22 protein-coding genes and 1 other annotated feature are annotated in these 25,743 nt (G+C 41.4%); of the genes, 15 read left to right on the top strand and 7 right to left on the bottom strand.

What is annotated here, in order from left to right; all coding sequences use genetic code 11:
• Positions 1-19: 19 nt before the first annotated feature.
• The gene (locus BQ4305_RS07690) at positions 20-652 is read right to left on the bottom strand and encodes a GNAT family N-acetyltransferase (RefSeq protein WP_110927372.1); all 633 of its coding nucleotides are present in this window, start codon (positions 650-652) and stop codon (positions 20-22) included.
• Positions 653-911: 259 nt separating this feature from the next.
• Between BQ4305_RS07690 and acsA the strand changes: the two genes are divergently transcribed.
• On the top strand, positions 912-2,630 hold the full coding sequence (acsA, locus tag BQ4305_RS07685) for an acetate--CoA ligase (protein WP_110927244.1): 1,719 nt from the start codon (positions 912-914) through the stop codon (positions 2,628-2,630).
• Between the two features lie 60 nt (positions 2,631-2,690).
• On the opposite strand, the gene BQ4305_RS07680 is transcribed toward acsA, so the two are convergent.
• On the bottom strand, positions 2,691-5,693 hold the full coding sequence (locus BQ4305_RS07680; RefSeq protein WP_110927243.1) for a transglycosylase domain-containing protein: 3,003 nt from the start codon (positions 5,691-5,693) through the stop codon (positions 2,691-2,693).
• 143 nt (positions 5,694-5,836) lie between these two features.
• Positions 5,837-6,055: a binding site (T-box leader), on the top strand.
• A 76-nt stretch (positions 6,056-6,131) separates the two neighbouring features.
• On the opposite strand from BQ4305_RS07680, the gene tyrS reads away from it, so the two are divergent.
• Together tyrS and BQ4305_RS07670 are read left to right on the top strand one after the other, a co-directional pair.
• Positions 6,132-7,388, top strand: coding sequence for a tyrosine--tRNA ligase (gene tyrS, locus BQ4305_RS07675; protein ID WP_110927242.1), 1,257 nt, complete (start codon positions 6,132-6,134; stop codon positions 7,386-7,388).
• A gap of 139 nt (positions 7,389-7,527) precedes the next feature.
• On the top strand, positions 7,528-7,743 hold the full coding sequence (locus BQ4305_RS07670; protein ID WP_110927241.1) for a hypothetical protein: 216 nt from the start codon (positions 7,528-7,530) through the stop codon (positions 7,741-7,743).
• Between the two features lie 57 nt (positions 7,744-7,800).
• Here the strand turns inward: BQ4305_RS07670 and BQ4305_RS07665 are convergent, their stop codons facing one another.
• The gene (locus tag BQ4305_RS07665) at positions 7,801-8,388 is read right to left on the bottom strand and encodes a class D sortase (protein ID WP_110927240.1); all 588 of its coding nucleotides are present in this window, start codon (positions 8,386-8,388) and stop codon (positions 7,801-7,803) included.
• Positions 8,389-8,418: 30 nt separating this feature from the next.
• Complete coding sequence (locus BQ4305_RS07660; protein ID WP_110927239.1) at positions 8,419-8,847, bottom strand: LPXTG cell wall anchor domain-containing protein; 429 nt, start codon at positions 8,845-8,847, stop codon at positions 8,419-8,421.
• A gap of 341 nt (positions 8,848-9,188) precedes the next feature.
• Here BQ4305_RS07660 and BQ4305_RS07655 point away from each other — a divergent pair, with 341 nt between their 5' ends.
• From BQ4305_RS07655 to BQ4305_RS07645, 3 genes are all read left to right on the top strand, one after another.
• On the top strand, positions 9,189-9,623 hold the full coding sequence (locus BQ4305_RS07655) for an SRPBCC family protein (protein WP_234396900.1): 435 nt from the start codon (positions 9,189-9,191) through the stop codon (positions 9,621-9,623).
• Positions 9,624-10,037: 414 nt separating this feature from the next.
• Positions 10,038-10,460, top strand: coding sequence for a DUF1801 domain-containing protein (locus tag BQ4305_RS07650; protein ID WP_110927238.1), 423 nt, complete (start codon positions 10,038-10,040; stop codon positions 10,458-10,460).
• 521 nt (positions 10,461-10,981) lie between these two features.
• Positions 10,982-12,174 (top strand): IS3 family transposase gene (locus BQ4305_RS07645; RefSeq protein WP_110927237.1). Its coding sequence is split into 2 segments (ribosomal slippage): positions 10,982-11,288 and positions 11,288-12,174, totalling 1,194 coding nucleotides; the frame shifts between segments, so codons are not numbered across the junction.
• Positions 12,175-12,263: 89 nt separating this feature from the next.
• On the opposite strand, the gene rpsD is transcribed toward BQ4305_RS07645, so the two are convergent.
• Positions 12,264-12,866 (bottom strand): 30S ribosomal protein S4, encoded by a 603-nt coding sequence (gene rpsD, locus BQ4305_RS07640; RefSeq protein WP_110927236.1) that lies wholly within the window; start codon positions 12,864-12,866, stop codon positions 12,264-12,266.
• A 481-nt stretch (positions 12,867-13,347) separates the two neighbouring features.
• On the opposite strand from rpsD, the gene BQ4305_RS07635 reads away from it, so the two are divergent.
• Complete coding sequence (locus BQ4305_RS07635) at positions 13,348-15,198, top strand: diguanylate cyclase domain-containing protein (RefSeq protein WP_234396899.1); 1,851 nt, start codon at positions 13,348-13,350, stop codon at positions 15,196-15,198.
• An 85-nt stretch (positions 15,199-15,283) separates the two neighbouring features.
• On the opposite strand, the gene BQ4305_RS07630 is transcribed toward BQ4305_RS07635, so the two are convergent.
• Positions 15,284-15,763 (bottom strand): GAF domain-containing protein, encoded by a 480-nt coding sequence (locus tag BQ4305_RS07630; protein WP_110927235.1) that lies wholly within the window; start codon positions 15,761-15,763, stop codon positions 15,284-15,286.
• Positions 15,764-15,918: 155 nt separating this feature from the next.
• Between BQ4305_RS07630 and refZ the strand changes: the two genes are divergently transcribed.
• On the top strand, positions 15,919-16,578 hold the full coding sequence (gene refZ / locus BQ4305_RS07620) for a forespore capture DNA-binding protein RefZ (protein WP_110927233.1): 660 nt from the start codon (positions 15,919-15,921) through the stop codon (positions 16,576-16,578).
• Here refZ and hisJ read toward each other — a convergent pair.
• Positions 16,571-17,380 (bottom strand): histidinol-phosphatase HisJ, encoded by an 810-nt coding sequence (gene hisJ / locus BQ4305_RS07615; protein WP_110927232.1) that lies wholly within the window; start codon positions 17,378-17,380, stop codon positions 16,571-16,573. The two genes, refZ and hisJ, sit on opposite strands and share 8 nt — an antisense overlap.
• Positions 17,381-17,542: 162 nt before the next feature.
• On the opposite strand from hisJ, the gene ezrA reads away from it, so the two are divergent.
• The 7 genes from ezrA (at position 17,543) to ltrA (ending at position 25,696) form a co-directional block, all read left to right on the top strand.
• Positions 17,543-19,240 (top strand): septation ring formation regulator EzrA, encoded by a 1,698-nt coding sequence (gene ezrA, locus BQ4305_RS07610; protein ID WP_234396898.1) that lies wholly within the window; start codon positions 17,543-17,545, stop codon positions 19,238-19,240.
• A 224-nt stretch (positions 19,241-19,464) separates the two neighbouring features.
• Positions 19,465-20,604 carry a cysteine desulfurase family protein gene (locus BQ4305_RS07605; RefSeq protein ID WP_110927230.1) on the top strand — a complete coding sequence of 380 codons (1,140 nt, stop codon included), beginning with the start codon at positions 19,465-19,467 and terminating at the stop codon, positions 20,602-20,604.
• Between the two features lie 5 nt (positions 20,605-20,609).
• On the top strand, positions 20,610-21,818 hold the full coding sequence (gene thiI, locus BQ4305_RS07600; protein ID WP_110927229.1) for a tRNA uracil 4-sulfurtransferase ThiI: 1,209 nt from the start codon (positions 20,610-20,612) through the stop codon (positions 21,816-21,818).
• 82 nt (positions 21,819-21,900) lie between these two features.
• Entirely contained in the window at positions 21,901-22,110 is a 210-nt protein-coding gene (locus BQ4305_RS07595; RefSeq protein WP_110927228.1) for an alpha/beta-type small acid-soluble spore protein, read from the top strand.
• 148 nt (positions 22,111-22,258) lie between these two features.
• Positions 22,259-23,836, top strand: coding sequence for an acyl-CoA synthetase MbcS (mbcS, locus tag BQ4305_RS07590; RefSeq protein ID WP_110927227.1), 1,578 nt, complete (start codon positions 22,259-22,261; stop codon positions 23,834-23,836).
• 271 nt (positions 23,837-24,107) lie between these two features.
• Positions 24,108-24,278 (top strand): hypothetical protein, encoded by a 171-nt coding sequence (locus BQ4305_RS21380; RefSeq protein ID WP_199880500.1) that lies wholly within the window; start codon positions 24,108-24,110, stop codon positions 24,276-24,278.
• Positions 24,279-24,436: 158 nt separating this feature from the next.
• Complete coding sequence (gene ltrA / locus BQ4305_RS07580) at positions 24,437-25,696, top strand: group II intron reverse transcriptase/maturase (protein ID WP_110926134.1); 1,260 nt, start codon at positions 24,437-24,439, stop codon at positions 25,694-25,696.
• Positions 25,697-25,743: the final 47 nt, after the last annotated feature.

The following is a 25,743-nucleotide window of genomic DNA, read 5'->3' as shown; positions in this document are numbered from 1 at the left end:
CCTCCTCAACTTATCGCCGTTAGTACATAAATCGATTCATAAAGCGAAGCTGGTCGAATTTTTGAATAGACTCCGGCTTGACTCTTTTTCCAATCCGGGCCATCAGACAGTTGGCAGGATGGGAACTGATTTCTGGATCATCTGTCGCATAATATTGCAGCCCGCCGGCACTCATCATCTTTTCCATGATTTTTCGGTACTCCCAAACATTTAAGCCAGTGCCTTTCAAATCCCAGTGCCAATAATATTCAGTAGTAATGATAATATAATCTTCCATTGCATCATCCATCATGGAGAGACGCAGGAGATTTTTTCCGACCGATGCACCGCGGTAGGCAGGAATGACTTCAATCGCCCCGAGTTCAATCAGTTCATCCATTTTAATTTCAGACCATCTTTCAAGAGGGTCTGGATGCAGGAAGGTTACATATCCTATGACCATCTGTTCAAGTCTTGCAATTAATACTCTCCCTTCAGGCAAATCGGCAATTTCAATCAAAGCTTTATGCTGCTGGGAAGCTGGGCGGAAAGCCGTTAAATCTTCATGAAAATCGAGGGAAGCCAGATCTTCAGAAGTGACGGGACCTTCCAAGAGCAGCCTGTCATTTCCAGTATCCACTTCTATTTGATAATACGTTTTTGTATGAATCATTATTTCACCGCCTTTACCTAAAGTTCCTGCATTCATTATACAAATATTCCAATCTATTCATATGAAAAAATCGTATATTTCTTTGAACTTTTTCTGTCTGAACGCTCTTCACCTTCGAATTTATCTATTTCAAGAACTTTTTCCGATGGGTCAAAAGGGGGAGAAAAGAAACGGAACAGAAAATTTTAAAAATTGAGAATAATGTATTCCTGTATTATAATAGATCATGTAAAAGTCGAGAAAAGGGGGAGTTTGGTCTATGCAATTGAAAACGCTATCAGTAGTGGAAGGTAATTATAATTTACAAGATTACGCTGAAACATACAAGCAGTTTGACTGGTCTGAAGCAGAACAGTCCTTTTCCTGGTATAAAACAGGAAATGTCAACCTTGCTTATGAAGCCATTGACCGTCATGCTGAAACATACCGAAAGAATAAGGTTGCCCTTTATTACAAAGACGAAAAACGAAATGAGAAATACACATTTAAAGAAATGAAAGAATTTACAAATCAGGCGGCCAATGTGTTTAAAGAACACGGAGACATTCAAAAGGGAGACCGTCTTTTTATTTTTATGCCGCGTTCGCCGGAACTTTATTTTGCGCTTCTCGGTGCTATAAAAGCAGGTGCTATTGCAGGTCCGCTTTTTGAAGCATTTATGGAAGGTGCCGTTCGGGACAGGCTGGAGGACAGCGGGGCGAAGGTGCTTGTGACGACTCCAGAATTATTGGAACGGGTGCCCGTTGAAGAATTGCCGGAGCTTAAACATATTTTTCTTGTCGGAGAAAATGTAAAAGAAGAAGGAATCTATCAAGATTTTACGGCAAAACTGAAGGCGGCTGACAAAAAATTTGAAATCGAGTGGCTGGATCGGAAAGATGGATTAATCCTTCATTATACATCGGGTTCGACAGGCAAGCCGAAAGGTGTTCTGCATGTTCAGAACGCGATGATTCAGCATTATCAGACGGCAAAGTGGGTATTGGATCTTCAGGAAGAGGATGTCTATTGGTGCACAGCAGATCCCGGCTGGGTGACAGGCACCTCGTATGGAATCTTTGCTCCATGGCTGGCCGGCGCATCCAATGTGATCGTCGGCGGCCGATTTAAGCCGGAGGCCTGGTATAAAACGATTGAAGACTTTGGCGTAACCGTGTGGTACAGTGCGCCGACTGCGTTCCGCATGCTGATGGGCGCAGGGGATGAAGTAGTAAAGAAGTTTGACCTGAGTTCTCTCAGACATGTTTTGAGCGTTGGAGAGCCGCTTAACCCCGAAGTGGTTCGCTGGGGGATGAAGGTATTCGAAAAGAGAATCCATGATACATGGTGGATGACAGAAACCGGCGCTCAATTAATCTGTAACTTCCCATGTCTTGAAATTAAACCCGGATCCATGGGAAAACCGATTCCTGGAGTAAAAGCAGCCATTGTGGATGATCAAGGAAATGAGCTGCCGCCCCATCGAATGGGGAACCTGGCTATTAAAAAAGGCTGGCCTTCCATGATGGCGGCCATTTGGAACAATGAAGCCAAATATGAATCGTATTTCATGCCGGGTGACTGGTATGTCTCTGGAGATTCTGCTTATATGGATGAAGACGGCTACTTTTGGTTCCAGGGACGTGTGGATGATGTCATCATGACTTCTGGAGAACGTGTAGGACCGTTTGAGGTAGAAAGCAAGCTGGTCGAGCATCCGGCAATAGCAGAAGCCGGGGTGATCGGAAAGCCGGATCCGGTCCGCGGTGAAATTATCAAAGCCTTTATTGCGCTAAGGGAAGGCTATCAGCCTAGTGAAGAACTGATTGAGGAAATCCGTCAATTCGTGAAAAAAGGATTGGCAGCCCATGCGGCTCCCCGTGAAATAGAATTCCGCGATAAGCTGCCGAAAACACGAAGCGGTAAAATTATGCGCCGTGTCCTGAAAGCATGGGAATTAGATCTTCCAACAGGAGATCTTTCAACAATGGAAGATTGAAGCATAAAAAGGGCATCCCGTTCATGGGATGCCCTTTTTATTGGTATAGGAGAGGAAATTTTATTCTCCCTCAGCCTTTTCTGGAGCTTGTTCTTTTTTAGGTTCTTCTTCCGGTTTTTTCTCTTGCTGCTCTTCTTTTTTAGGCTCTGGAGCCTTTTCTTCTGTTGTCTCTTTCTTTTCCGGTTCTTTTTTCTCCGGCTCTTTTTGTTCTGTTTTCTTGGCTTGCTCTTTCTGAGGTTCTGTCTCTTTTTCGTTCTTCTTGCTATCTTCTTTCTCTTTCGCTGCAGGCTCTGTTTTGGGTTTTTCCTTTTCCTTTTTCTCTGGCCTAGAGGCAGCCTTCAGATCAGCGGAGGGCTTGGACTCCTTGCCTGAAATATCTACTGCGGTGACATAATAAGAACCGCTGGATATTTTGAACGACATGCTGGTATCTGCTTTTGTACTGCGAACCTTTTTGCCGTTTTGATAGATTCGGTATCCAATTACATCGCCTTCTGGATGGAGGCCCCAAACAAGTTTTCCGTCTTTTAAGCTAACGGAAGGAGCGGCAGGCACTTTGCCGTTGTCTTTTAGCACGGCAGTGGCGGCTGCACCGCCTGTTCCTTTTTTCTCTTTCGAAAGAATAGAAATACTGTCAGGGTCATCTACATATTTCAGTCCAATCGTGTCAAGTGAATCCGGGTTAAGCATTAAGCCTCCGCTTGTAAACTCTTTTGGAGTTTCAGGCAGTGCTTTATATCTCTTATTTCCTACTTGTACATATTGACCGTCTATGAAACTCTTATCACCTTTAGACGGCACGCTTGAAGCAGGGAATAAATCGGTGCGAACCAGGCCTGCCTTCTTACATGCATCAGAAGGAAGTAGACCGGAAACCGCACAGAAAGACCGGCTGACGATTCCTCCAGGCATTTCAAAGCGCTGCTTAGGATCGATTAACTCACTGTCTGCTTTATACGCAGCATTCATAAGGTCTGACCAATAATATAGGTTCCGCTGATTATATTCAAGGCCATTGTAGCTTCCTTGTAAGGATTTAGGCTGATCGTAACCGATCCAGGTTCCAAAGGTTACATTCGGATTTGTCGCAACAAACCAGGCATCAGAATAGTTTTGGCCTGTCCCGGTTTTTCCTGCCCAATCGGCAGAGAAGTTCAGGCGTTTTTTAATGGAAGTTGCAGTCCCGCTGTTTATGACATCCCTCATCATATCAAGTGTCAGATAGGCAGTCTGTGGTGAGAATACCTTCACAGGATCCTGCTTATGTTCATAGACTACTTTCCCGTCTTTTCCTATAATTTTCTCAATCATGTACGCATCCTTAAATTCCCCAGAGTTGGCGAAGGTTGTATAGGCATTGACATTCTCTTCTACGGTTACACCTGCATCCAATCCTCCAAGAGCCATGGAAAGGTGGGTATGATCACCTTTTGTTAAACTCGAGAAGCCCATTTTTTCAAGATACTGGACCGGATCCTGATTAATAATATTTTTATAAAAAAGTCCGGCAGGGATGTTGTACGATTTGGCCAATGCTTCACGGGCAGTCGTTAACCCGGTATAACCGCCGCCGCCATAGTTTTTAGGCTTCCATGGAGCCCCGCCAGGATTAGGAATCGTAACAGGGACGTTAGCGACAACACTTCCAGGTGACAGTTTTCCAAGCTCAATACCCGGTGCATAAACGAGCAATGGTTTCATTGTTGAGCCATTTGACCGCTTAGCATAAGTGGCATGATTCGTCTGCTCCCGTTTGAAATCACGTCCGCCTACAAAACTTAAAATTCTCCCGGTCTTGTTTTCGATTAACGACGCTCCTGCTTCAACCGGCATTTTGACTGTTTTCGTCTTTTTCGTTTCAGAATCATATACTTCTTCGTATTTGTCATAGCCAAAATTCGGATAGTTACGCGTGACCTCCTGCATGGCATCATAAATCTTTTTATTGATCGTTGAATGGATTTCATAGCCGTTCTGTCTTAGATTGCGATCGGCTAATGTACGATACTCTTTGTTTAGTTTATCGTCCTTTTCCAAATCACTTTCTTCATAGCCGTCTTTCTCTGCTAAAATCACGGCTAAAATGTCAACGGCTCTTTTTTCGATTTCAGATGTAACCCAAGGATATTTTTCTGATGGGGAAGGCTTTTTCCCGATAAAATCCTTTGTGATATCATATTTTTCCGCTTTTTCATATTCAGCTTGGGTAATGGCATTATTATCCCGCATCCGTTTGAGGACGACTTTCATACGATTAAGGCCGGGACTTAAGTTTTCCTTGAGCTCTCCTTTTTGGGTATAAGGGGTATAGCCGAACGGACTTTGAGGCAATCCGGCGATAAAGGCCGCCTGAGGCAGATTCAAATCCTTGGCTTCAACATCGAATAATCCTTCAGCAGCAGATTCAACACCCGCAATGTTACTGCCGGATGAGTTCCTGCCGAAAGTAGATACGTTCAAATAGGTTTCAAGAATTTCTTCCTTGTCCATAAATTTTTCTACTCGCAAAGCAAGCAAAATTTCCTTTGCTTTTCTTTCAAAGGAGACTTCATTCGTCAAAATTTGGTTTTTGATCAGCTGCTGTGTCAGCGTGCTTCCGCCAGATTGAACGGCTGAATTCGCGAACTCCTGATAGATGGCCCTCAGCACTGCTTTTGGGACGACACCGTCATGTTCGTAAAAATATTCATCCTCAGTGGCGATCACCGCTTTTTTTAGATAATCAGAAATTTGATCGATGGATACTTCTTCACGTTCCAAGTCAGTCTTCATCTTTCCAAGATAGACATTGTCAGCAAAGTAGATTTCCGAGGTCTCTTCGTAATTGTAGATGTCTTTCTTTAGTTCTTGTTCAGAGCGAACGGGTTCATCCTTTACAAGAGCAGCAAAATATCCGGCTCCTACTCCTCCGACGAAGGAAAAGCCGACGATTCCAATGACTAAAAAGAGCAAAAATAAGTTCCAAGTGACCAAATAGGAAATTCTCGCTGTCTTCCGTGTTTTCTTATCACGAATAAAATGGAGCAATTTGTTCCATATTTCTTTAAGTCTATCATTCTTCAATATATCAGACCTCCCAAAATCACATATATTATAGCATATTTCGAGTATGAAATAGACCGAGTTTCGGGTAGTGTAACAATTGTAAAAGAGGAAGTTGACAAAGCCGGGCCACAATGTTTACAATTCAATCATATAACCAGGAAAAAAGAGCGATGATAGGAACAAGTAGTAATGCGATCCCTGTAATGCAGAGAGCCAATGTTTGGTGAAAATTGGCACAAATCGCAGAATGAATTACCTCCTTGAGCATTTGCTGGGAACTCGCAGTAGCAGCAAACGGCTGGCGGCCGTTATCCGTCTTGAGCGGAGGATATTTTTTGTATCCTCAAGTTGGGTGGTACCGCGATTTTTTCGTCCCTTCATATTTATGAAGGGGCGTTTTTGCGTTTTAAAAGAGATGAAGCAAAGTGAGAAAAGACGAATGAGGAGGACATGTAAATGGAATTGCTTAAAGACTTAGAGTGGAGAGGTATTATTTATCAGCAGACGGATGAAGAGGGGATGAAGGACCTTCTGAATAAAGAATTCATTTCGTTGTACTGCGGTGTCGACCCTACTGGTGACAGTATGCATATCGGTCATTTACTGCCATTTTTGACACTGCGCCGTTTTCAGCAGCATGGCCATCGCCCGATTGTATTGGTCGGCGGAGCAACAGGACTGATTGGAGATCCAAGCGGCAAGAAGGAAGAACGCTCGCTTCAAACATTGGAAAAGGTTCTTTATAATGCGGATTGCCTGAAGCAGCAGTTAATGCAGATTTTCGATTTTGAGGGCGAAAATGGAGCCGTAATGGTCAATAACTATGACTGGATTGGGAAGATTGATATGGTCACTTTCCTCCGAGATTACGGAAAATATATCGGCATCAATTACATGCTGGCGAAGGACACGATTGCATCAAGGCTTGAAACAGGCATTTCCTTTACTGAATTTACGTATACGATTCTGCAGGGAATTGATTTTAATCATCTATACAATGAACATAATTGTAAGCTTCAAATTGGCGGAAGCGATCAGTGGGGCAACATCACAACGGGCCTTGAGATGATCCGTAAGACACATGATGAGGAAACAAAGGCATTTGGAATGACGATCCCTCTTGTTACGAAAGCGGATGGAACGAAATTTGGGAAAACAGAAGGCGGCGCGATCTGGCTTGATCCGGAAAAAACAACGCCATATGAGTTTTACCAGTTCTGGATTAATACAGCAGATGCGGATGTTGTCAAATATCTAAAATACTTCACATTCCTCAGTCATGAAACGATTGAAGAGCTGGAAAAATCCGTACAAGAAGAACCGCACCTGCGAAAAGCCCAAAAAGCGTTGGCCAATGAAATGACCAAATTAATTCACGGTCAGGAAGCTTTAGATCAGGCAGTCAAAATTTCTGCTGCATTATTCAGCGGTGAAGTGAAAAGCCTGAGTGCTGCGGAGATTAAGCTTGGGTTTAAAGATGTTCCAAGCTACACAAGAGAGAATAATGAAGAAATCAGTCTCGTTGATTTAATCGTTCAAGCTAAAATTTCTCCGTCTAAACGCCAGGCTCGAGAAGATATCCAAAATGGCGCCATTTCGATTAACGGAGAGAAAGTGACAGATCTTCAATATACCGTAACAGAAGCGGACAAAATAGAAGGAGAGTTTATGCTGGTCCGCCGCGGTAAAAAGAAGTATACGCTTGTAAAATAATCAAATGATTGAAGCTTTTGGCCTGCGGGACTTGTCTGCAGGCCTTTTTATGAAGTAACTAGAGAAAAAATTTCCTTCCTCGACTTCTTTTATGTATACTAATTGAGAAGTATATATTTATTAGATAGAGGCGATTGACATGGATTGGTTCATCCAGCATAAAGAATGGGTTTTAACTGGGATTGGTGCAGCAATGATCTCGGTTACTGCCGGGATCATCATTGTGAAAACAAAAAAGGGAGATGCGAACCTTCAATCCATTGGCGGCTCTGGCGGACACTCCAAAAATGCTCATGGCCGGGACGGATTTAAGATTCACTTTGGCGGTGGCGGCGGCAGACATAGTGATGAATAAACGTTTAAAATAGATAGAGATGTTTATGAATAATAATCACAAAACAAGGCAAGCTTCTTATTGAAGCCTGCCTTGTATAATATATCGCTCAGGGGCATTCCCTATATAGGTAAATGGATAGCAAGTTGTCAGTGTAAGAACAGGTTCATTTTTCTTTACAATGACGGAACGATCTTCTTTATCAGTTATCCAGGTTTTTTCAATGCTGTATATATACCGCCGGTCCGCATATTCCACAATCAGTTCATCGCCAGCCTCTAATTCATCCAATCCCGAAAAAACGGTATCGCGATGGCCGCTGAGAACCGTATGGCCTTGTCCCGGACTCGTTGTCAATTCACTGTCAAACATGCCGACCCCTTTTGCTAACACTTCTTCTTTTGTTCCCCAGTAAACTGTGAACTTTTTCTCGATCTTTGGTATGATGAGCCACCCGACTTTTTCTCCGGTTTGATGAGGGAGAGACTCCTCTTCTGGCTGATCAGGCGGAGATGGCACTGTTTCCGCTTCAGCCGTTTCATATGTTCGCATTTCACTGTCTGTCAGCTCTGTTGCTGAAGAGCGGCCTTCCTGCCAGTCTAAATAGTTTGAAATGGCTAAATATAACCCGCCGATTAAAAACAAAACGCCTGCTATTCTTGTCATTTACTCACCTCTAATGAAGGTGTGATTTTATCATGCCTTTGTTTTCTCATGACGGCGCAGAATCAAATAACCTCCTGCAGTTAAAAGAGCAGCCCCAATCGCCATCATAGCTATGCTGTCAGTAGCAGTATCTGGCAGTTCTTCTCCTTCTGAAGCTTCTTCGGAATCGGTATCAGTAGTTGGGGAAGAATCATCGGTACTTTCACTGCTGGCATCCTCTCTTGATGCTACATAATTATCATATTCATCTGAGTCAACTTCGCAAGGCAGTCCATCATCGTCACGGTCTAAATCATGCGGATCATTTTCTGCACTGTATCCATTGTCGTACCAAAAGGCCATGACATCTTCATGACTGGAAAACTCCCCGCAATCCTGATCAGTGGCTGCAAATACCGATGAATTTTGACCTGCCAACAAAAAAGCAATTGTAAAAACACTTACAAACCATTTCTTCATTGCTCTCGTCTCCATTCTATTGGTTTTTTGGAATATAAATTCCACTTCCAGTATTCTACAATAAGTGTGAATATTCAATCAATTAACCAAGAATATGCTAAAGTTAGTGAATTCATCCTATTTTTTGCGAATTGAAATTACATGCAAACACGAACGGGGATGAAATATTTAATGAAATGTTATCAGGCAAAGGGGTAACGATGTGTAAACCAGAATGTTGGACTTCCTGTAATTGAAATTTATAAAACAACATCAATCGAAATTATCAATTAGACAGAAATATATGTTCCAATAAAAGTTAAGAAATTATAATGACTGCTGATAATTAGAGGTACAAAACATTGATAATAACAGGTCAAACAGAGATTCAAGCCCCTATTGAGGTAATATTCTCCTACTTAGAAGATAATGATAAACAAAAAGAATGGATGACAGGATTAGAAGGAACTGAGTATTTAACGATGTTTGAAAGTAGTAATCCGGTAAGTGTTAAGTTTAAACAAAGGTTAAGAGAAGGAAACCGTATTCAAGAGTATGAAGGTCAAGTTACTGAATACAATAAAAATAATAGATTAAGTATTCAAATGAATCATCCTTCTTTCTTAATCAATGTTTCATATAACCTTCAAGAAATTAGTCCTAATACCAGTATTCTTTCTATTATAGAAGAAGTAACAGCCAAGACTTTTTTCAGGAAAGATATTAAGTATCCTTTTTCGCGTATTTATGAAAAAAGGTTTAGAGAAACAAATGAAGGCATTGAAACAGTGTACTGAAAAACCATAATAATGTTTTATTTAGCAAGTTCATGTTCCGTATGAATCACTTTTTTTAATAAAGACATCAAAACGCTTAGGCTTTCTGGTCCTTTTGGTCAATCAGTTGCTCAAATAACTTGACATTTCTGATTAATTAATCCTAGATTATGAATACGATTTGCTTGTGTTTTCAGTAACAAAGACTATTGATTTCCGCAACATAGTTGAGTAAATATAGATAAAATATAAAAATTGGGACTTGGGAAGTAAATGTTTTATATAAGGGAAAGTTTATAAAGTTCTTAAAAGTATATGTAGGATAATTGTTTTTTTAAAGATCACTCTTTTTTGCAGGAAATCGACTTGTACTAGAATGTAAAAATGATGATAATAGTGTAAACAAGTATTTACTCAGAGAATAGGAGCGCGCATATGTATGAACCGAAGATGAAAGAAACCGACAATAGTGTAATTGAATTTATTGAAAGTGTGGAAAATGAGAAGAAGAAGGCAGATGCCTATCAGTTATTAGAAATTTTTGAGGAAGTAACTGGTTACGACGCAAAAATGTGGGGCACTAGTATTATAGGCTTTGGTAGCTATCACTATAAGTATGCATCAGGTCATGAAGGGGATGCACCTTTAGTTGGGTTTTCACCAAGGAAGGCGAAAATTAGTCTTTATTTGGCCTATGAAGGTGAAGAAAGAGAGAAGTTATTAGAGAGCTTTGGTAAACACACGAAGAGTAAGGCTTGTATTTATGTAAATAAATTAGCTGATATCGATACCAATGTTTTAAAGGATTTAATTAAATATACAGTAAAAACATATCAGAATCTTTATCCGAATGAATAAAGGTAACAGTCATAGGGGCGTTAAAGTAGATATATTTTTTATCAAAACCGGTAACCGAGTGTTCGGTACTAAGCCCTGATAAACTGCTTAAAATGGTGCTAATATTGAATGAGAGAGGCGAAGAAATATCTGAGCCATTTGTGCGCAGTACAACGAAACTGTGCCAAAAAAGCTGGAAGTCAATTTTCTGATGCGATTACGGAAAGTTTAACAAAAGCCTAATTCCTCGTTGAAAAAGGAGGATCAGGCTTTTTTAATTCAAAATCTCTAGAGGTTTCTATTGACAACAATTGATCAATTTTATGGCAACTGATGGTTATTTTATATGTAGCAGCATCCCTAAATGTAGAAAATTGGCCCCAGCTGGCCCCAATTTAGTACATTATCCTGCCTCATTTTGCAAAGTAGATAAAAATAAAAAACCATTGAAACGTTGATGTGATATTATCCCCTTTAAGTAGACAGTGTAAAAAACCATTTCCATTGAATGGTGATACACTATACTTGGAGGGGATTTTTCTATGACAAGAAAAAACCAAGTCTATACAAACGAATTAAAATTAGAGGTTGTTCATGCCTATCTCCGTGGGGAAGGCAGTTATCAAGTCATTGCCGATACTTACAATATTAGAAATTCGTCACAAGTAAAAGCCTGGGTCAAAAAATTCAAGGAAGCCGAAAGTACGGAGGCCTTTAAACGATTACCATCCATTGGATCTGGAGCTAAGGGAGTAGCGAACCCATTAAAGGGGAAACGCATTCACTTTACATCGATTGAAGAAGAAAGAGACTATTACAAAGCACAGGTCGAATACTTAAAAAAGCAGTATCCAAATCTGTAAGAGGAGGTGCACCGAGTTATTCCGATCGATATCAAATCATCGATTCCATGAAGGATCGTTATCCCATCACTTGGTTAGCTGAAATGGCGGGAATACAGCGTTCTGGTTACTACAAATGGATCAAGAATGGTCGTCAATCAAGTCGTGCGAAAAAAGACCTATCATTAAAACAACAGATTTTAACAATCCACCAAGAACATAAGGAATATGGCTATCCTCGCATGAAAATTGCTTTACAAGAACGAGGCTTCTTGGTGAATCATAAAAAAGTGTATCGATTAATGCATGAGCTCGGTGTACAATCCATCATTCGTAAGAAACGGCGTTTTTTCAAAGGGAAAGAGTCACGAATTTTTGAGAATATTGTAGATCGTCAGTTTAAAGATCGACAATGGAATGAAGTGCTGGTTACAGATATTACATATCTACCGGCAAAAGAAGGATTCTTATATCTATCGGCCGTACAAGATTTATATAATAATGAAATCGTTGCTTGGAAAATCAGTAAATGTAATGATCTAAAACTCGTTTTAGAGACAGTTGAATCATTAACGAAAAAAAGAAATGTGTACAGAAGTATCCTTCACTCTGACCAAGGATTTCAGTATACATCTCATGCGTATCATAAACAGCTGAGTCATTTAGGGATTATTGGTAGCCATTCCCGTAAGGGGAACTGCCATGATAATGCCTGTATCGAATCATTTTTTTCCCACTTAAAAAGTGAATGCATTTATCTCTCACATTTTGAAACGGATGAAGAATTAACCCTCGCTGTTGAAAACTATATTTATTTTTATAACTATCAACGCTTTCAAAAACGACTCAGCCACCTAGCACCGATTGAATTCCGATGCCAGATGGCTGCATAGTCTTTTATAGCTGTCTACTTGACAGGGGTAAGTCCAGATGTAACAACATTTCAATGGTTTTTTGTGCATTACTCTGCAATCTGTAAAGATTAACGAGAGTAGAATTCAACGATAAGAGCTTCGTTGATTTCAGCAGGCAATTCAGAACGTTCTGGTAAACGAGTGAAAGTACCTTCTAGTTTGTCAGCATCGAAAGTCAAGAAGTCAGGTACAAAGTTTGTTGCTTCAACTGATTCTTTTACAGTGCTTAGGTTGCGTGACTTTTCGCGAACTGCGATAGTTTGTCCTGGTAATACTTTGAATGACGGGATGTCAACGCGCTGTCCGTTCACAGTGATGTGACCGTGGTTAACAAGCTGACGAGCTGCACGGCGAGTGCGAGCCAAACCTAAACGGTAAACGACGTTGTCAAGGCGAGATTCAAGAAGGATCATGAAGTTTTCACCATGTACACCTTGAATTTTGCCAGCGCGGTCAAATAGGTTGCGGAATTGACGCTCAGTGATTCCGTACATATGACGTAGCTTTTGTTTTTCTTGCAATTGAGTTCCGTATTCGGAAATTTTCTTACGTTGGTTAGGACCGTGTTGTCCTGGAGCGTAAGGGCGTTTTTCTAGTTCTTTACCTGTACCTGATAAGGAAATTCCCAAACGGCGGGATAGTTTCCAGCTTGGACCTGTATAACGAGCCATAGGATGACTCCTCCTTCAATGGTTTTATTTGGGTAAAATAAAAACCGGTGTGAATCACAATCATGATCATTTTGTTTTCATGCATCTTCGCCCTAGCAGCTGAGGGTTACGTGATGCACCACCTAAAAAGGGGAACAAAATGAAAGCATAAAAGCTGTCACATAGGCTGCAATATTTTACACAAATTTTATTGTATAATAAATATAAGAATGCGTCAATAGCAGCGAGGAACATTTAATAAAAAGAAGCATGATAAAAATAAAAGAAAATGTGTTAAAATTATTTAAATAATGAGCGGTAAACAGAGGCGGCGATTTGCATATTCAGGATATAAATGAAGAGCAGAAAGTGCTGTCTTTCTTTTTTTACTTTCGATGTAGTTCTTTTTTACTAAATTTAATGATATTTAATTGGTTTAAATTATAAAAAACGAGGGTATATAGTCCTGGTAAGAAAAAGAATGATTATAGGGATGATGAGAATGCACAGTGAGATGATTCACTTTTTAAATGAAATAAGGGCGATTTTTTTTCGAATGGTTAAAGAGGAGAGAAATGAAGCCAGTTTGCGTATGTTTCTAATGACTGTATTAAAAATGACCCAAGAAGCGCTCCGGCTGGATGCCGTTTCTTTCTATAAATACAACCAATGGATGGAACAGTTTTACCTGGAAGCTGAGTTCTTTTCTGATGCTGCCGGAAAGGAGGGAGGAGCAGGGGTTTTTAAGGGAAATATGATGACGGAAGCCGAACTTGTGAAATTGGATTCCCGTTCCGCCAAAGTACTTTATGTGAAGGATGGAGATGTTCTTAATGGATTGCTGCTGCTTCAGGGGAAAAGCTGCCTGCTGAATACGGCTGAGCTGGAGGAGATGCTAAGATTTTCAAAAGAAATGGAAGAAATTATGCTGTGGCTTATGTCTGTATGGAATGCGGTAATTGAACAGACACGATATAAGCAGCTATTTAAGGTTACGGAGAAATTTCATTCTACAATGAACTTGAATGCAGTCTTTGAAGAAATGCTGTCGGCTCTTCAGCATATCTATCCAGACTTTGATTACTGCCTGCTTCTTTCCCATGAAAATGAGAACCGTGGAAATCTCCCTATTAAAGAATTGGAATATGACACCAAAAATGCAGGGGCTATGCAGGCTTTTGTAACAGAAAAAGCTCAGCTCAATGGAACAAAGGATGGACAATCCATTCTGTATGCCCCGTTAAAGGGAAAACAAGGTTCGTATGGAGTATTGCAAGTAACCGCTCCAAGTATGCTCTTATGCTCCCTTAATGAGATCGAATTTATCACGCTGTTGGCCAATACGGCTGGAAGTGCAATGGAAAATGCCCAGCTGTACCAACAGTCAAGGCGGTTAATTACAGACTTGCAGCTGATCAATGAATCGTCGAAACATCTTAACTCCAATCTGCGCTTAAACGAGACAATGGACTATATGCAGAAGCAAATCATGGAGACTTTTGAGGCGGAAGAAGTCGGGTTCATGCTCTTTTCTCCCGAGGGAGAAGTTGATTTGCTGGCCGGATGCACGGAGTTTTTTCATTCTGAAGAATCCGCCCCTTATTTGTCCTTTATCCAATCCAAGCTGCATAAAGCAAAAGACCCATTATTCATGGGCGATATGAGTATGCAAATAAGAGAAAATGATATCCCGTACTATTCAATGATGGCAGTCCCTATTATGAAATCGGATCATCTCAGAGGAGTAGCTGTGGTTCTTCACAGGAACCGATATTATTTTTCATTTGAAATGTTCAAGCTTCTTCAGTCCTTTATTCAGCATTCCAGTCTGGCAATGTCGAATTCTATACTCCGTGAAGAATTAGAAAAAATGGTCATTACAGATTATCTCACTGGGCTTTACTCTCGGAATTATCTGGAAGAAAAAATGTCGCAGTCCATGAATGCAGACGATGAGGGAACTTTTTTGCTGATTGACATTGATGATTTCAAGAAGGTGAATGATACATACGGACATCAGGTAGGAGATGAAATTCTGATTCAGGTGTCCGATTTGATTCTTAGCAATATTCGGGACGGGGATATTGGAACAAGGTGGGGAGGCGAAGAGATGGCCATATATTTACCGAAAGTTCCGCTGTGTAAGGGAATGCGAATTGCCGAGCGGCTGAAGGAGAAGGTCCAGGAATTGTCGAGCCCGAAAGTAACCATTTCGTGCGGAATTGCGTATTGGAAAAAGTCTGAGCCGGATCATATGAAAGCACTGTTTAAAAGGGCGGATGATGCCCTTTATAGAGCAAAAAAAGCAGGGAAAAATAAAATTTTCCTCCAAGAACCCTTTTCTGCATCCTAATAGAGATTGAAGATTCATAGCCCAATTTCATTTCCTTCATAGGGAAGGAGCAGCCCAATAAATGGCTGCTCCTTTGTTTCGTATCTCATAAATGTCTGCTGAGAATCTCTGCAAATTCGGTCAGTCCTTTTTCGTCCTCTTCATCAAAACGGCCGGTTATCGGGCTGTCGATATCCAAGACTCCAATGACAGCCCCTTCTTTAATAAGCGGAATCACGATTTCTGAACGGGAAGCTGCATCGCAGGCGATATGGCCAGGGAATTGATGCACATCTTCTACCCTCAATGTTTTTCTTTCTTCTGCGGCAGTTCCGCATACTCCTTTTCCAAATGGAATCCTCACACAGGCAGGAAGCCCTTGGAATGGGCCGAGAACCAGTTCGTTCTCTTCTGTTAAATAAAAGCCAGCCCAATTGATTTCATCCAAAAACTGATTGAGCAATGCTGCCGCATTGCTAAGGTTCGCTATTCGATTCGGTTCTCCCTCGATAAGAGCAGACAGCTGCTTATGTACAAGAGAATACTTTTCTTTTTTCTTACCTTGATACTTTTCGACATTAAACAATTGATTTCACCTTGCTTCCAAATAATTTTACAGTTTAAGGCCATTCGCTTTGAATGGCGGGAATTTATTGTCGAGAACTTTGTGGAGGAAACCGCCTTCGTTAAGCAGAATGATGTAGAGAATAGACTTGGCTCTAAGAAAGCGAGGGATTGCTGATGAATCGCCAAACGCCAACCAAACAAGCCATTGTGGATTCCGCCTTGTATTTATTTCACTTAAAAGGCTACCATGCCACTTCAATCCGGGATATTGCCAACAAAGCCAAAGTGAATGCCGCCAATATTGCTTATTATTTCAAAAACAAACAAGGATTGCTGGAATATTGCTTCACGGATTATTTGGAACAGTATATCTCGATTATTGAAAAAAATATACAGCTGTACAATAAAAAGAAAAATCCGCAGGAATGTTTGCTGAGCATGGTAAATGATATTCTGCAATACCAGCGCAAACACTTTCTGGCCGCCAGTTTTATAAATGGCGAATCTTCTTTGGATTCAAATTTAAATAGAGAAGTCCATTCTACTTATTTTATGAAAGAGAAATATTATTTTCAATATATTTTGGAGCAGGGAATCAAACAGCGGGCTTTTCAATCCGTTTCCATCCCGCTCTTCTTACTGCAGGTCAAGGGGCTGCTTTCTGCTCCGGTTTTCCATACTCATTATGCTATGGAGGTTTTGCATGTCTTCCCGCAGGAAACATATTATACAGACCGTTATGCTGAAGAAGTATGCCGTTTCTTAGAATCTACATTATTCACAGATTCTGAAAGGCCTTCTCCGGGGCTTGGGTTGGAGCATGTTCTCACTTAATGACAGAGAAACCTGGAATCAGTGAAGAAAAACCTTGGCCCAGCCCTTTTGCCTGGTGGGCATCAGAGCCGTAGCGAAGCGGAATTCCGAGCTGCAAAGCATATTTTGCGAACCGTTCAGGAGGGTAAGGTTCCCGGCAAAGGGGCTTAACAGCTCCTGCTCCATTATAATCCAGTTCATATTCGTGCTTCCGAATCAAATCTAAAATATGATAGATGCGGCGGTCGAAAGCCTCGGCCGGCGGATATTTTTTCTGGAATTTATGAGCAAGTGTGATGTGGCCGATTCGTTTTGGTTTATATAAACCAAGATCCGTCACAATCGATTTTTCAAGGGTATCAAAATATTTTTGATAGACTGCATCGACCGAGCCCATTTTATTTGCAATAGTATGAAAGGTATCTTCATGAAAGTCAATGCAGTGCCATTGATCTTCATGCCGGATAAAATGAACAGACAGGATGGCATCATCAAGAAATGGACCATTTTCATTTAGAAAACGGACAGTCTCTTCTTCGTATCCTTCAATAAAATCGATTTCCAAGCCGATGCGAATGTTCATTTTTCCCCAATACTGCTGTTTAATCGCCTGAAGTTCTTTAAAGTAAGCTGGAAGAGCGTCAGGATCCATGCCGCTGTCTTTGTCAGGGGTTGGATCAATGAAGGTTTCCGGAAGAGGAGCATGTTCTGTGAAGGTCATTTCTTCCAAGCCTAATTCAATGCCCCTTTGAATATATTCTTGGAAGCTGTCACTTGACCCGTGAGGACAAAATGGAGTATGGATATGATTGTCTGCTTTCAATGCAAAGACCTCCTGAAAACTTTATTTTTATGCATTTTTCTACAAAAAAAGCATTTTTCTCATCAAAAATTGTTGGTAACATGTTATCATAAAAGCATTAAATTGAACATTTTAACATTCATATATAATAGAACGAAACGGAAAGGCAAAAACAGGGGGCTTATGATGGAATACATACTTGGAATACTGGCAGTCATATTGGCATTTATCGTTTGGGGTTATTTTTTTAAAAAGAAATATTTTAAAGAGATTGATCGTCTGGAAGCATGGAAAGCAGATATTATGAACCGCCCCGTGCTGGAAGAGCTTTCTAAAGTAAAACAATTGAACATGACCGGAGAAACAGAAGAACTGTTTGAAAACTGGCGGCGTGATTGGGATGAAGTCACTACTGCCTATCTTCCGGAAGTGGAAGAACTGCTTTTTGATGCGGAGGATTATGTCGATAAATATCGATTTAAAAAGTCTAAAGAAACGCAGCGGAAAATTGCAGCAAAGCTCACTGAAGTTGAAGAAGCCATAAAGAAAATTCTTTATGAATTAAATGATTTGGTCGGCAGCGAAGAAAAGAACCGGGTTGAAATCGAGGAGATCAAAGAAGCCTATCGAAAACAGAAAAAGGCTCTGCTTGCTCATCGCCATATGTATGGAAAGGCAGCAGGCAAGCTTGAGGGTGTTCTTGATCAAGTTCTTGAAACCGTTCAGCAATATGAGGAAGAAACAGAAAACGGAAACTATTTAAATGCCAGGGAACTTGTCCTGTCCATAAAAGCACAGCTTGCCTCACTTTCTTATCAAATGGAAGCTCTTCCCCGTCTGATGGTGGAAAGCCAGACTTCTATTCCATCTCAGATTGCAGAGCTGAAGGAAGGGTATCAAGAAATGCTTGAGCAGGGTTACATCTTGGATCACATCCAATTTGACCTCGAAATGGAGAGAGTAGAAAAAGAGCTTGAACTGTACAAAGAACAATTGGCGAACGGTGAAGCGGAAGCAGTTGAACAGGGCATCGCTGATCTGAATGACAATATCAATGTCCTGTACGATCTTCTTGAAAAAGAAGTGCTGGCAAAGCAATACATTCTGAAGAATGAAGAGAAGCTTCGCGAAGAGATAGGAAATGCGGAGTATGAGCAAGAAAAGTTGAGATCAGAAACAGCCATCGTACAGCATACATACCATGTGAATGAAAAAGAAGTGGATTCTCAAAGAAAACTGGAAAAGCAAATTGCTCAGATTGCCAAGCGATACGAACTGCTAATTTTGAAAATCGAAGAGAATAGTACTGCCAGCACATTGATTCATGAGGAAATGAAAAAGCTGGATGAACAGCTTCATGAACTGGATGAGGAACAAAAAACGTTTTCGGCTAAGATACAGGCTTTGAGAAAAGACGAAATCGATGCAAGGGAATCATTAGCCGATTTAAGGAAGAAAATGATTGAGACAAGCCGTCTGTTAACGAAGAGCAACTTGCCGGGAATTCCGGAAGAATACAAGGCGATCGTCTATGAAGCGAAAGAAAGCATGGATGATGTAAATCAAAAGCTGGAGGAAAAGCCTTTAGATATGGCAGCTGTGTATGTTTACCTTGAAAAGGCTGTAGAAAATGTCAGCAGAGTGCATGATAAGACGAAACAGCTGATTGAAAATATGTACTTGGCTGAGAAAGTGATTCAATATGGAAACCGCTATCGCAGCAGCCATCCGGCAGTTGGGGAACGGCTAAGAGAAGCAGAGGAAGAGTTCCGGAATTTTGCCTATGAGCAGGCGTTGGAAATCGCAGCGGCCGCTATTGAAAAAGTAGAGCCGGGAGTTCTGCAGCGAATGGAAGCCAATCTTGATAAAGTATTTTCGTAAAAACCCGCTTTGGCGGGTTTTTTTCTTGCCGAAATACCATTGTAACAGGCATGTCGTCTTCTTCAGTCCGTAATTGCCATTCTCATTCTTTTTTGATTATGTTAATATTAGAAGTTGCATACAAGTTCTTTTAGTGAAGGCTGCATTGTTTTTTGGAATAGTCCCTGTGTCTGCTGAGGCAGGAATTGGGGCTGAACTTTTTAAACTCCATGGAGGGTGAAACCATGATTTATTTAGATAATAGTGCGACAACAAAGCCCTATCCTGAGGTACTGGACTCTTATATAAAGGTATCAGGCGATTTTTTCGGAAATCCATCCTCGATCCATAGTTTTGGCGGCCAGGCAGAAAGGCTGCTTTTGACCGCCCGGAAGCAGGTTGCGGAGCTGCTCCATGTAAAACCTGGTGAAATCTTTTTCACATCAGGCGGTACGGAAGGAAATAATTTGGCTGTAAAAGGGACTGCCCATGCCCGCAAGAAGAAAGGCATGCATATTATTACAACGGCTGTTGAGCATCCTTCGGTAGAGGAAGCTTGCGAGTCATTAAAAGAAGAAGGCTTCGAAATCACCTATGTGCCGGTTAATCAGGAGGGTACAGTGTCTGTTGCGGATATTGCCGCAGCTTTACGGGAAGATACGATTTTAGTTTCTGTCATGCATGTGAATAATGAGGCAGGCTCCATTCAGCCGGTTCAGGAAATCGGAAAACTTCTGAAAAATTGGCCAAATGCTCTGTTTCATGTGGATCACGTGCAGGGAATCTGCAAGGTGCCTCTATCTTTATCAGAAGCGAATATTGATTTATGTACGGTATCCGGACATAAGTTCCATGGTCTTAAAGGAACAGGTTTCCTTTACGTACGGGAAGGCGTGCGTATTCAGCCATTATTTTCAGGCGGGAACCAGGAATCCCGATTGAGGAGCGGAACGGAAAACGTAGCGGGAGCAGTGGCTTTGGCTAAGGCATTGAGAATGACGATGGATGCGTACAGTCAGTATTATGGCAGAATGAAAGCTGTTCACGATATTTTATTTGAAGGAATCAAGAAAATGGATGGGATCCAGATGAACAGCACGCCTTTTGGCGCCCCGCATATCATTAATTTTTCGCTGCCTGGCATCAAGACAGAAGTTTTCATTCATGCACTTGAAAAGGAAGATATTTATTTATCGACTACAAGTGCCTGTTCTTCGAAAAAAAGAGCACCAAGTAAAACGATATGGGCCATGTTTTCAGACCAGGAACGGGCTGAAAGTGTCGTTCGAATCAGTCTATCGTACCAGAACGGCCAGGAGGAAGCGGAACTTGCTCTGAATGCAATCCGCCGGACTGTCAGCCGATTAGAAAAGGTGATGAGGTAAGAACTATGAAATTTGATCATATTATCATACGTTATGGAGAAATCTCTACAAAAAAAAGGAATCGCAAATCTTTTGTTGATAAATTGAGGGCACATATTCGCTGGAGCCTGAAAGGACTCGAAGGACTCGAAATCAAGGCTAACCGTGAAAGAGTGTATATTTTATTGCATGACGCAGACCATAAAGAAGTCCTTGGGCGCCTTAAGAATGTGTTTGGCATTCAATCCATGAGTCCTGCCATCAAGGTGGATCGGGATATAGAAAAAGTGAAGGAAGCCGCTCTGTACTATTTCAATAACCTAAATGAAAAACCGGCAACGTTTAAGATTTCAACGAAGCGGGCCGATAAGGATTTCCCTTATAATACCGATGAGATTAACCATATGCTTGGCGGGCATTTGCTTAGTAATTCTGAAGGTTTACGGGTGGATGTAAGAAACCCTGAATTTAATTTAAGGGTTGAAATACGAAGAGAAGCTGTTTATATGACAGGTGAAATTATTCCGGGTGCCGGCGGTTTGCCTTTTGGTTCAAGCGGACGGGCCATGCTGATGCTGTCCGGCGGCATTGACAGCCCGGTAGCCGGCTATCTGTCCATGAAAAGAGGGCTTGAGGTAGAAGCTATTCACTTTTACAGTCCGCCCTTTACAAGCGAGCGTTCACGTCAGAAAGTAATCGACTTGGCAGAGAAACTTGCACAGATCAACGGAAAGATGAAGGTTCATATTGTACCTTTCACGGAAATTCAATTGCTGATACAAAAGCAGATCCCGGAGAATTATTCGATGACGTCAACGAGAAGGCTGATGCTTCGAATTGCTGATAAACTTCGTGAAAGAGAAGACGCAATGGCGATCATAACAGGCGAAAGCCTTGGACAGGTAGCAAGCCAAACAATGAACAGCATGTTTACGATCAATGAAGTGACGAACACGCCGATTTTAAGACCCCTGATTGCAATGGATAAAACAGAAATCATTAAAATTGCAAGGGAGCTTGAAACGTTTGATATTTCCAACCAGCCCTATGAAGATTGCTGTACAGTTTTCACACCGGCAAGTCCGAAGACAAAGCCGAAACGGGATAAAGTGAATCATTACGAAAGTTATGTTGATTTCGAACCGCTGATTGAAAAAGCGCTGGCGGATATTGATGTTTTGACGGTTGAACCAGGACAGTCTCTTAAAAAAGAAGAGCTAGGAGATTTATTCTGACCACCTAGTAATTACCATGATTTATTAGGAATGAAGCCATGTGTTTTAACACACTCTATAATCACAAGGAGGTGAACAACACATGGCAAACAACAATAGCTCAAATGAACTTCTAGTACCAGGAGTATCTCAAGCTCTTGATCAAATGAAATACGAAATCGCAACTGAGTTCGGAGTACAGCTTGGTGCAGAAACAACTTCCCGTGCTAACGGATCAGTTGGTGGAGAAATCACTAAACGTCTTGTTCAAATGGCTGAACAACAATTAGGCGGAAGCGGTTTCCAACGCTAATTAAATAATTATGGCTGCAAGAGAGCGAGCGTAAAGCCCGCTCTCTTCTTTGATTTCATTTGGAAAGGTGAGATAAATCTATATGAATATTTTTCTCTATCTTGTATAATGAGTAGGTACTAATAGTTGATAATGGGAGGGAAACAGTATGAAACGCGAAGATTTGTTGGCTCCAACACAGTACAACTTAGTAAGCGAAATAGAAAAGTTTGCAGATAATCGAGATAAAACGGCAATCAAATGGATGAATGAAGCTGGAGATAAGAAGGAAATCACTTACATAGATTTAGTGCAAAAAGCAAATAAAATCGGTAATGTTTTGTTAAATGAAGGATTAAAGAAAGGGGATAAGGTTCTGATCATCATCCCCCGTCTTGTTCAGGCATATGAGGTTTATTTGGCTGCATTAAAAGCAGGACTGGTTGTGATCCCGTGTTCGGAAATGCTCCGCACCAAGGATTTACAGTTCCGGATTAACCATGGGGATGTAAAAGCGGTAATCAGTTATTATGAGTATACAGATCAATTTGAGGGCATGGAAGAAGCGAAAGATCTGCTCAAGTTTTCAGTCGGAAAGAGCGCCGATCAGTGGCTGAATCTAGGCAACCTTGCTGAAAAAGCATCCGACCAATTAGCTTTGGCAGAAACATTGGCGGAAGATATGGCCTTTCTTTCTTATACATCAGGCACGACGGGAAATCCAAAAGCTGTTGTTCATACGCATGGCTGGGCCTATGCCCATTTGAAGACGGCTGCAGCAAATTGGCTTGGAATCACAGAAAATGATCTTGTCTGGGCAACGGCAGGTCCGGGCTGGCAAAAATGGATTTGGAGTCCGTTCTTATCTGTCTTGGGTTCTGGGGCGACTGGAATGGTCTATCACGGGCGTTTCAACGCGCAGAAATATTTGCAAATCATGCAGGATTACAAAGTCACGGCACTTTGCTGTACGCCGACTGAATATCGTCTAATGGCGAAGGTCGATGGGTTGGAGAAATATGATTTAAGCAGTTTGAAGAGTGCGGTTTCCGCTGGAGAACCTTTAAACCAAAAGGTCTTTGAAATCTTTAAACAGTATTTTGATATTGAAGTGCGCGATGGATACGGCCAAACAGAAAATACGCTGCTCGTTGGTGTAACGAAAGGCATGAAGATTAAATTGGGTTCAATGGGCAAACCGACTCCCGGCAACAGGGTGGAAATCATTGACGAAGATGGAAAGCCGTGCGCGCCCGGAGTAATTGGCGACATCGCTGTTCATACTCAGACGCCTGCTCTATTTAAGCAGTATTATAAAGATCCTGAACGTACAGCGCTTCAATTCCGCGGGGATTACTATGTTACGGGCGATCTGGCGAAAATGGATGAAGAAGGCTATTTCTGGTTCGAGGGAAGATCAGATGATATCATCATCAGCTCAGGTTATACGATTGGACCGTTTGAAGTAGAGGATGCGCTGGTCAAGCACGAATATGTGAAGGAAAGTGCGGTTATTGCAAGTCCGGATGAAATTCGCGGCAATGTGGTAAAAGCTTTCATTGTTCTTCAAGAGGGAATTGAGGGGACCGAAGAATTAAAGAAGGAATTGCAGACTCATGTTAAAACACTGACAGCGCCTTATAAATACCCAAGAAAAATCGAGTTTATTGAGGAGCTTCCTAAAACAGCTTCTGGAAAAATCCGCCGGGTTGAATTAAGGGAAAATGAAATGCAGAGTGAAAACTAAGGATAAGGAAAACACGGCCGCCGGTGCTAATTGCCGGCGGTTTTTTGTGTGCGCCCGGCATGGGTGCAGTCTATAGGGTGAGAGTCCCGAACCATGAAGGCAGTAGTAATGGTTAGCTTAACGCAAGGGTGTCTGTGGTGACGCAGAATCTGAAGGAAGCGAGCGGCAAACCTCCGGTCTGAGGAACACGAACTTCATATAAGGCTAGGTACCATTGGATGAGTTTGCACAACAAAACGAAGTCCTTACTGCCGAAGGTGGTACAGAGTAAATGAAGCAGATAGATGGAGGGAAAGACTGTACTCTTACCCGGGGAGGTCTGATTGGAACGCCAAGTTCCCTTGGTAACCTATCCAGCGATGGACAGCTGAACAATCAGAAGTCAGCCGAGGTCATAGTACCATTCCAACTCGAGATGGAATGGGAAGGACTGAACTATTAGGAAGAACGAGAACTAGGCATATAATTCCTGTATAGAAGCAGACAATCCGAAAGGACTTACTTGAAGGAGGAAGTGGTGAATTCCACAGGGGACTTCATGAGGGTGGAGCAGGAATAACATAATTAGATTTCTACGTTCACGTCGAAAGGAAATATCACATGTTAATGGATCTGATTCTGTCACGGGAAAACTTAATAGAAGCACTTAAACGTGTGGAGAAGAACAAAGGGAGTCACGGCATAGATGGAATGTCCGTAAAATCCCTACGAAGACATCTCTATGAGAACTGGGAAACTCTTTGTGATTCATTAAGGGAAGGTACCTATCAACCTAACCCAGTCCGTCGAGTCGAAATCCCGAAACCGAACGGTGGAGTAAGATTACTAGGAATACCTACCGTGACAGACCGGTTCATTCAACAGGCTATCGCCCAAGTTCTAACCCCACTTCTTGACCCAACCTTCTCAGAACATAGTTATGGGTTTAGACCAAATAGAAGAGGTCATGATGCGGTTCGTAAAGCAAGGGAATATATAAGTGAAGGTTATAGATGGGTGATTGACATGGACTTGGAGAAATTCTTTGATAGAGTCAATCATGATAAGTTAATGGGGATATTAGCAAGTAGAATCCAAGACCGGCTGGTCTTGAAACTTATACGGAAATATCTCCAAGCAGGAATTATGATGAATGGTGTAGTCTATGATGCAGAAGAAGGAACACCACAAGGAGGTCCACTGAGCCCCCTTCTTTCGAATATCCTTTTGGATAAACTTGATAAAGAGTTAGAAAGGAGAGGTCACAAGTTTGTCCGCTACGCCGATGATTGTAATATTTACATGAAATCGAAGAAAGCTGGAGAACGAGTGATGAACTCAATTACATGCTTTATTGAGCAGAAATTAAAGCTCAAAGTAAATAGAGAAAAGTCAGCAGTTGATCGCCCGTGGAAACGAAAGTTTCTTGGCTTTAGCTTTACGGTCAATAAGAAACCGAAGGTTCGAATAGCCAATGAAAGTATTAAAAGGTTTAAGGCTAAAATACGGGAGTTAACCTCCCGTTCTAAACAAATTCCTATGGAAGTTAGAATCGAGAAACTAAATCAATATCTAACGGGATGGTGTGGATATTTTGCATTGGCTGATACACCAAGTAAATTTAAAGAATTTGATGAGTGGATTAGACGGAGACTCCGTATGCTTGAATGGAAACAATGGAAGAAACCGAGGACAAGAGTAAGAAAACTCAAAGGTCTAGGTGTCCCTGACCAAAAGGCATATGAATGGGGAAACTCCAGAAAGAAATATTGGAGAATAGCCTGTAGTCCAATCTTACACAAAACCCTCAATAACTTGTATTGGAGTCACCGAGGGTTGAAAAGTTTATATAATCGATATGAATTTCTGCGTCAAACTTAATGGAACCGCCGTATACCGAACGGTACGTACGGTGGTGTGAGAGGTCG

It is taken from the genome of Bacillus massiliglaciei (assembly GCF_900098925.1).
GTDB classification, from domain to species: Bacteria; Bacillota; Bacilli; order Bacillales; family DSM-1321; genus Peribacillus; species Peribacillus massiliglaciei.
This window is presented reverse-complemented; position numbering and strand designations above follow the sequence as displayed.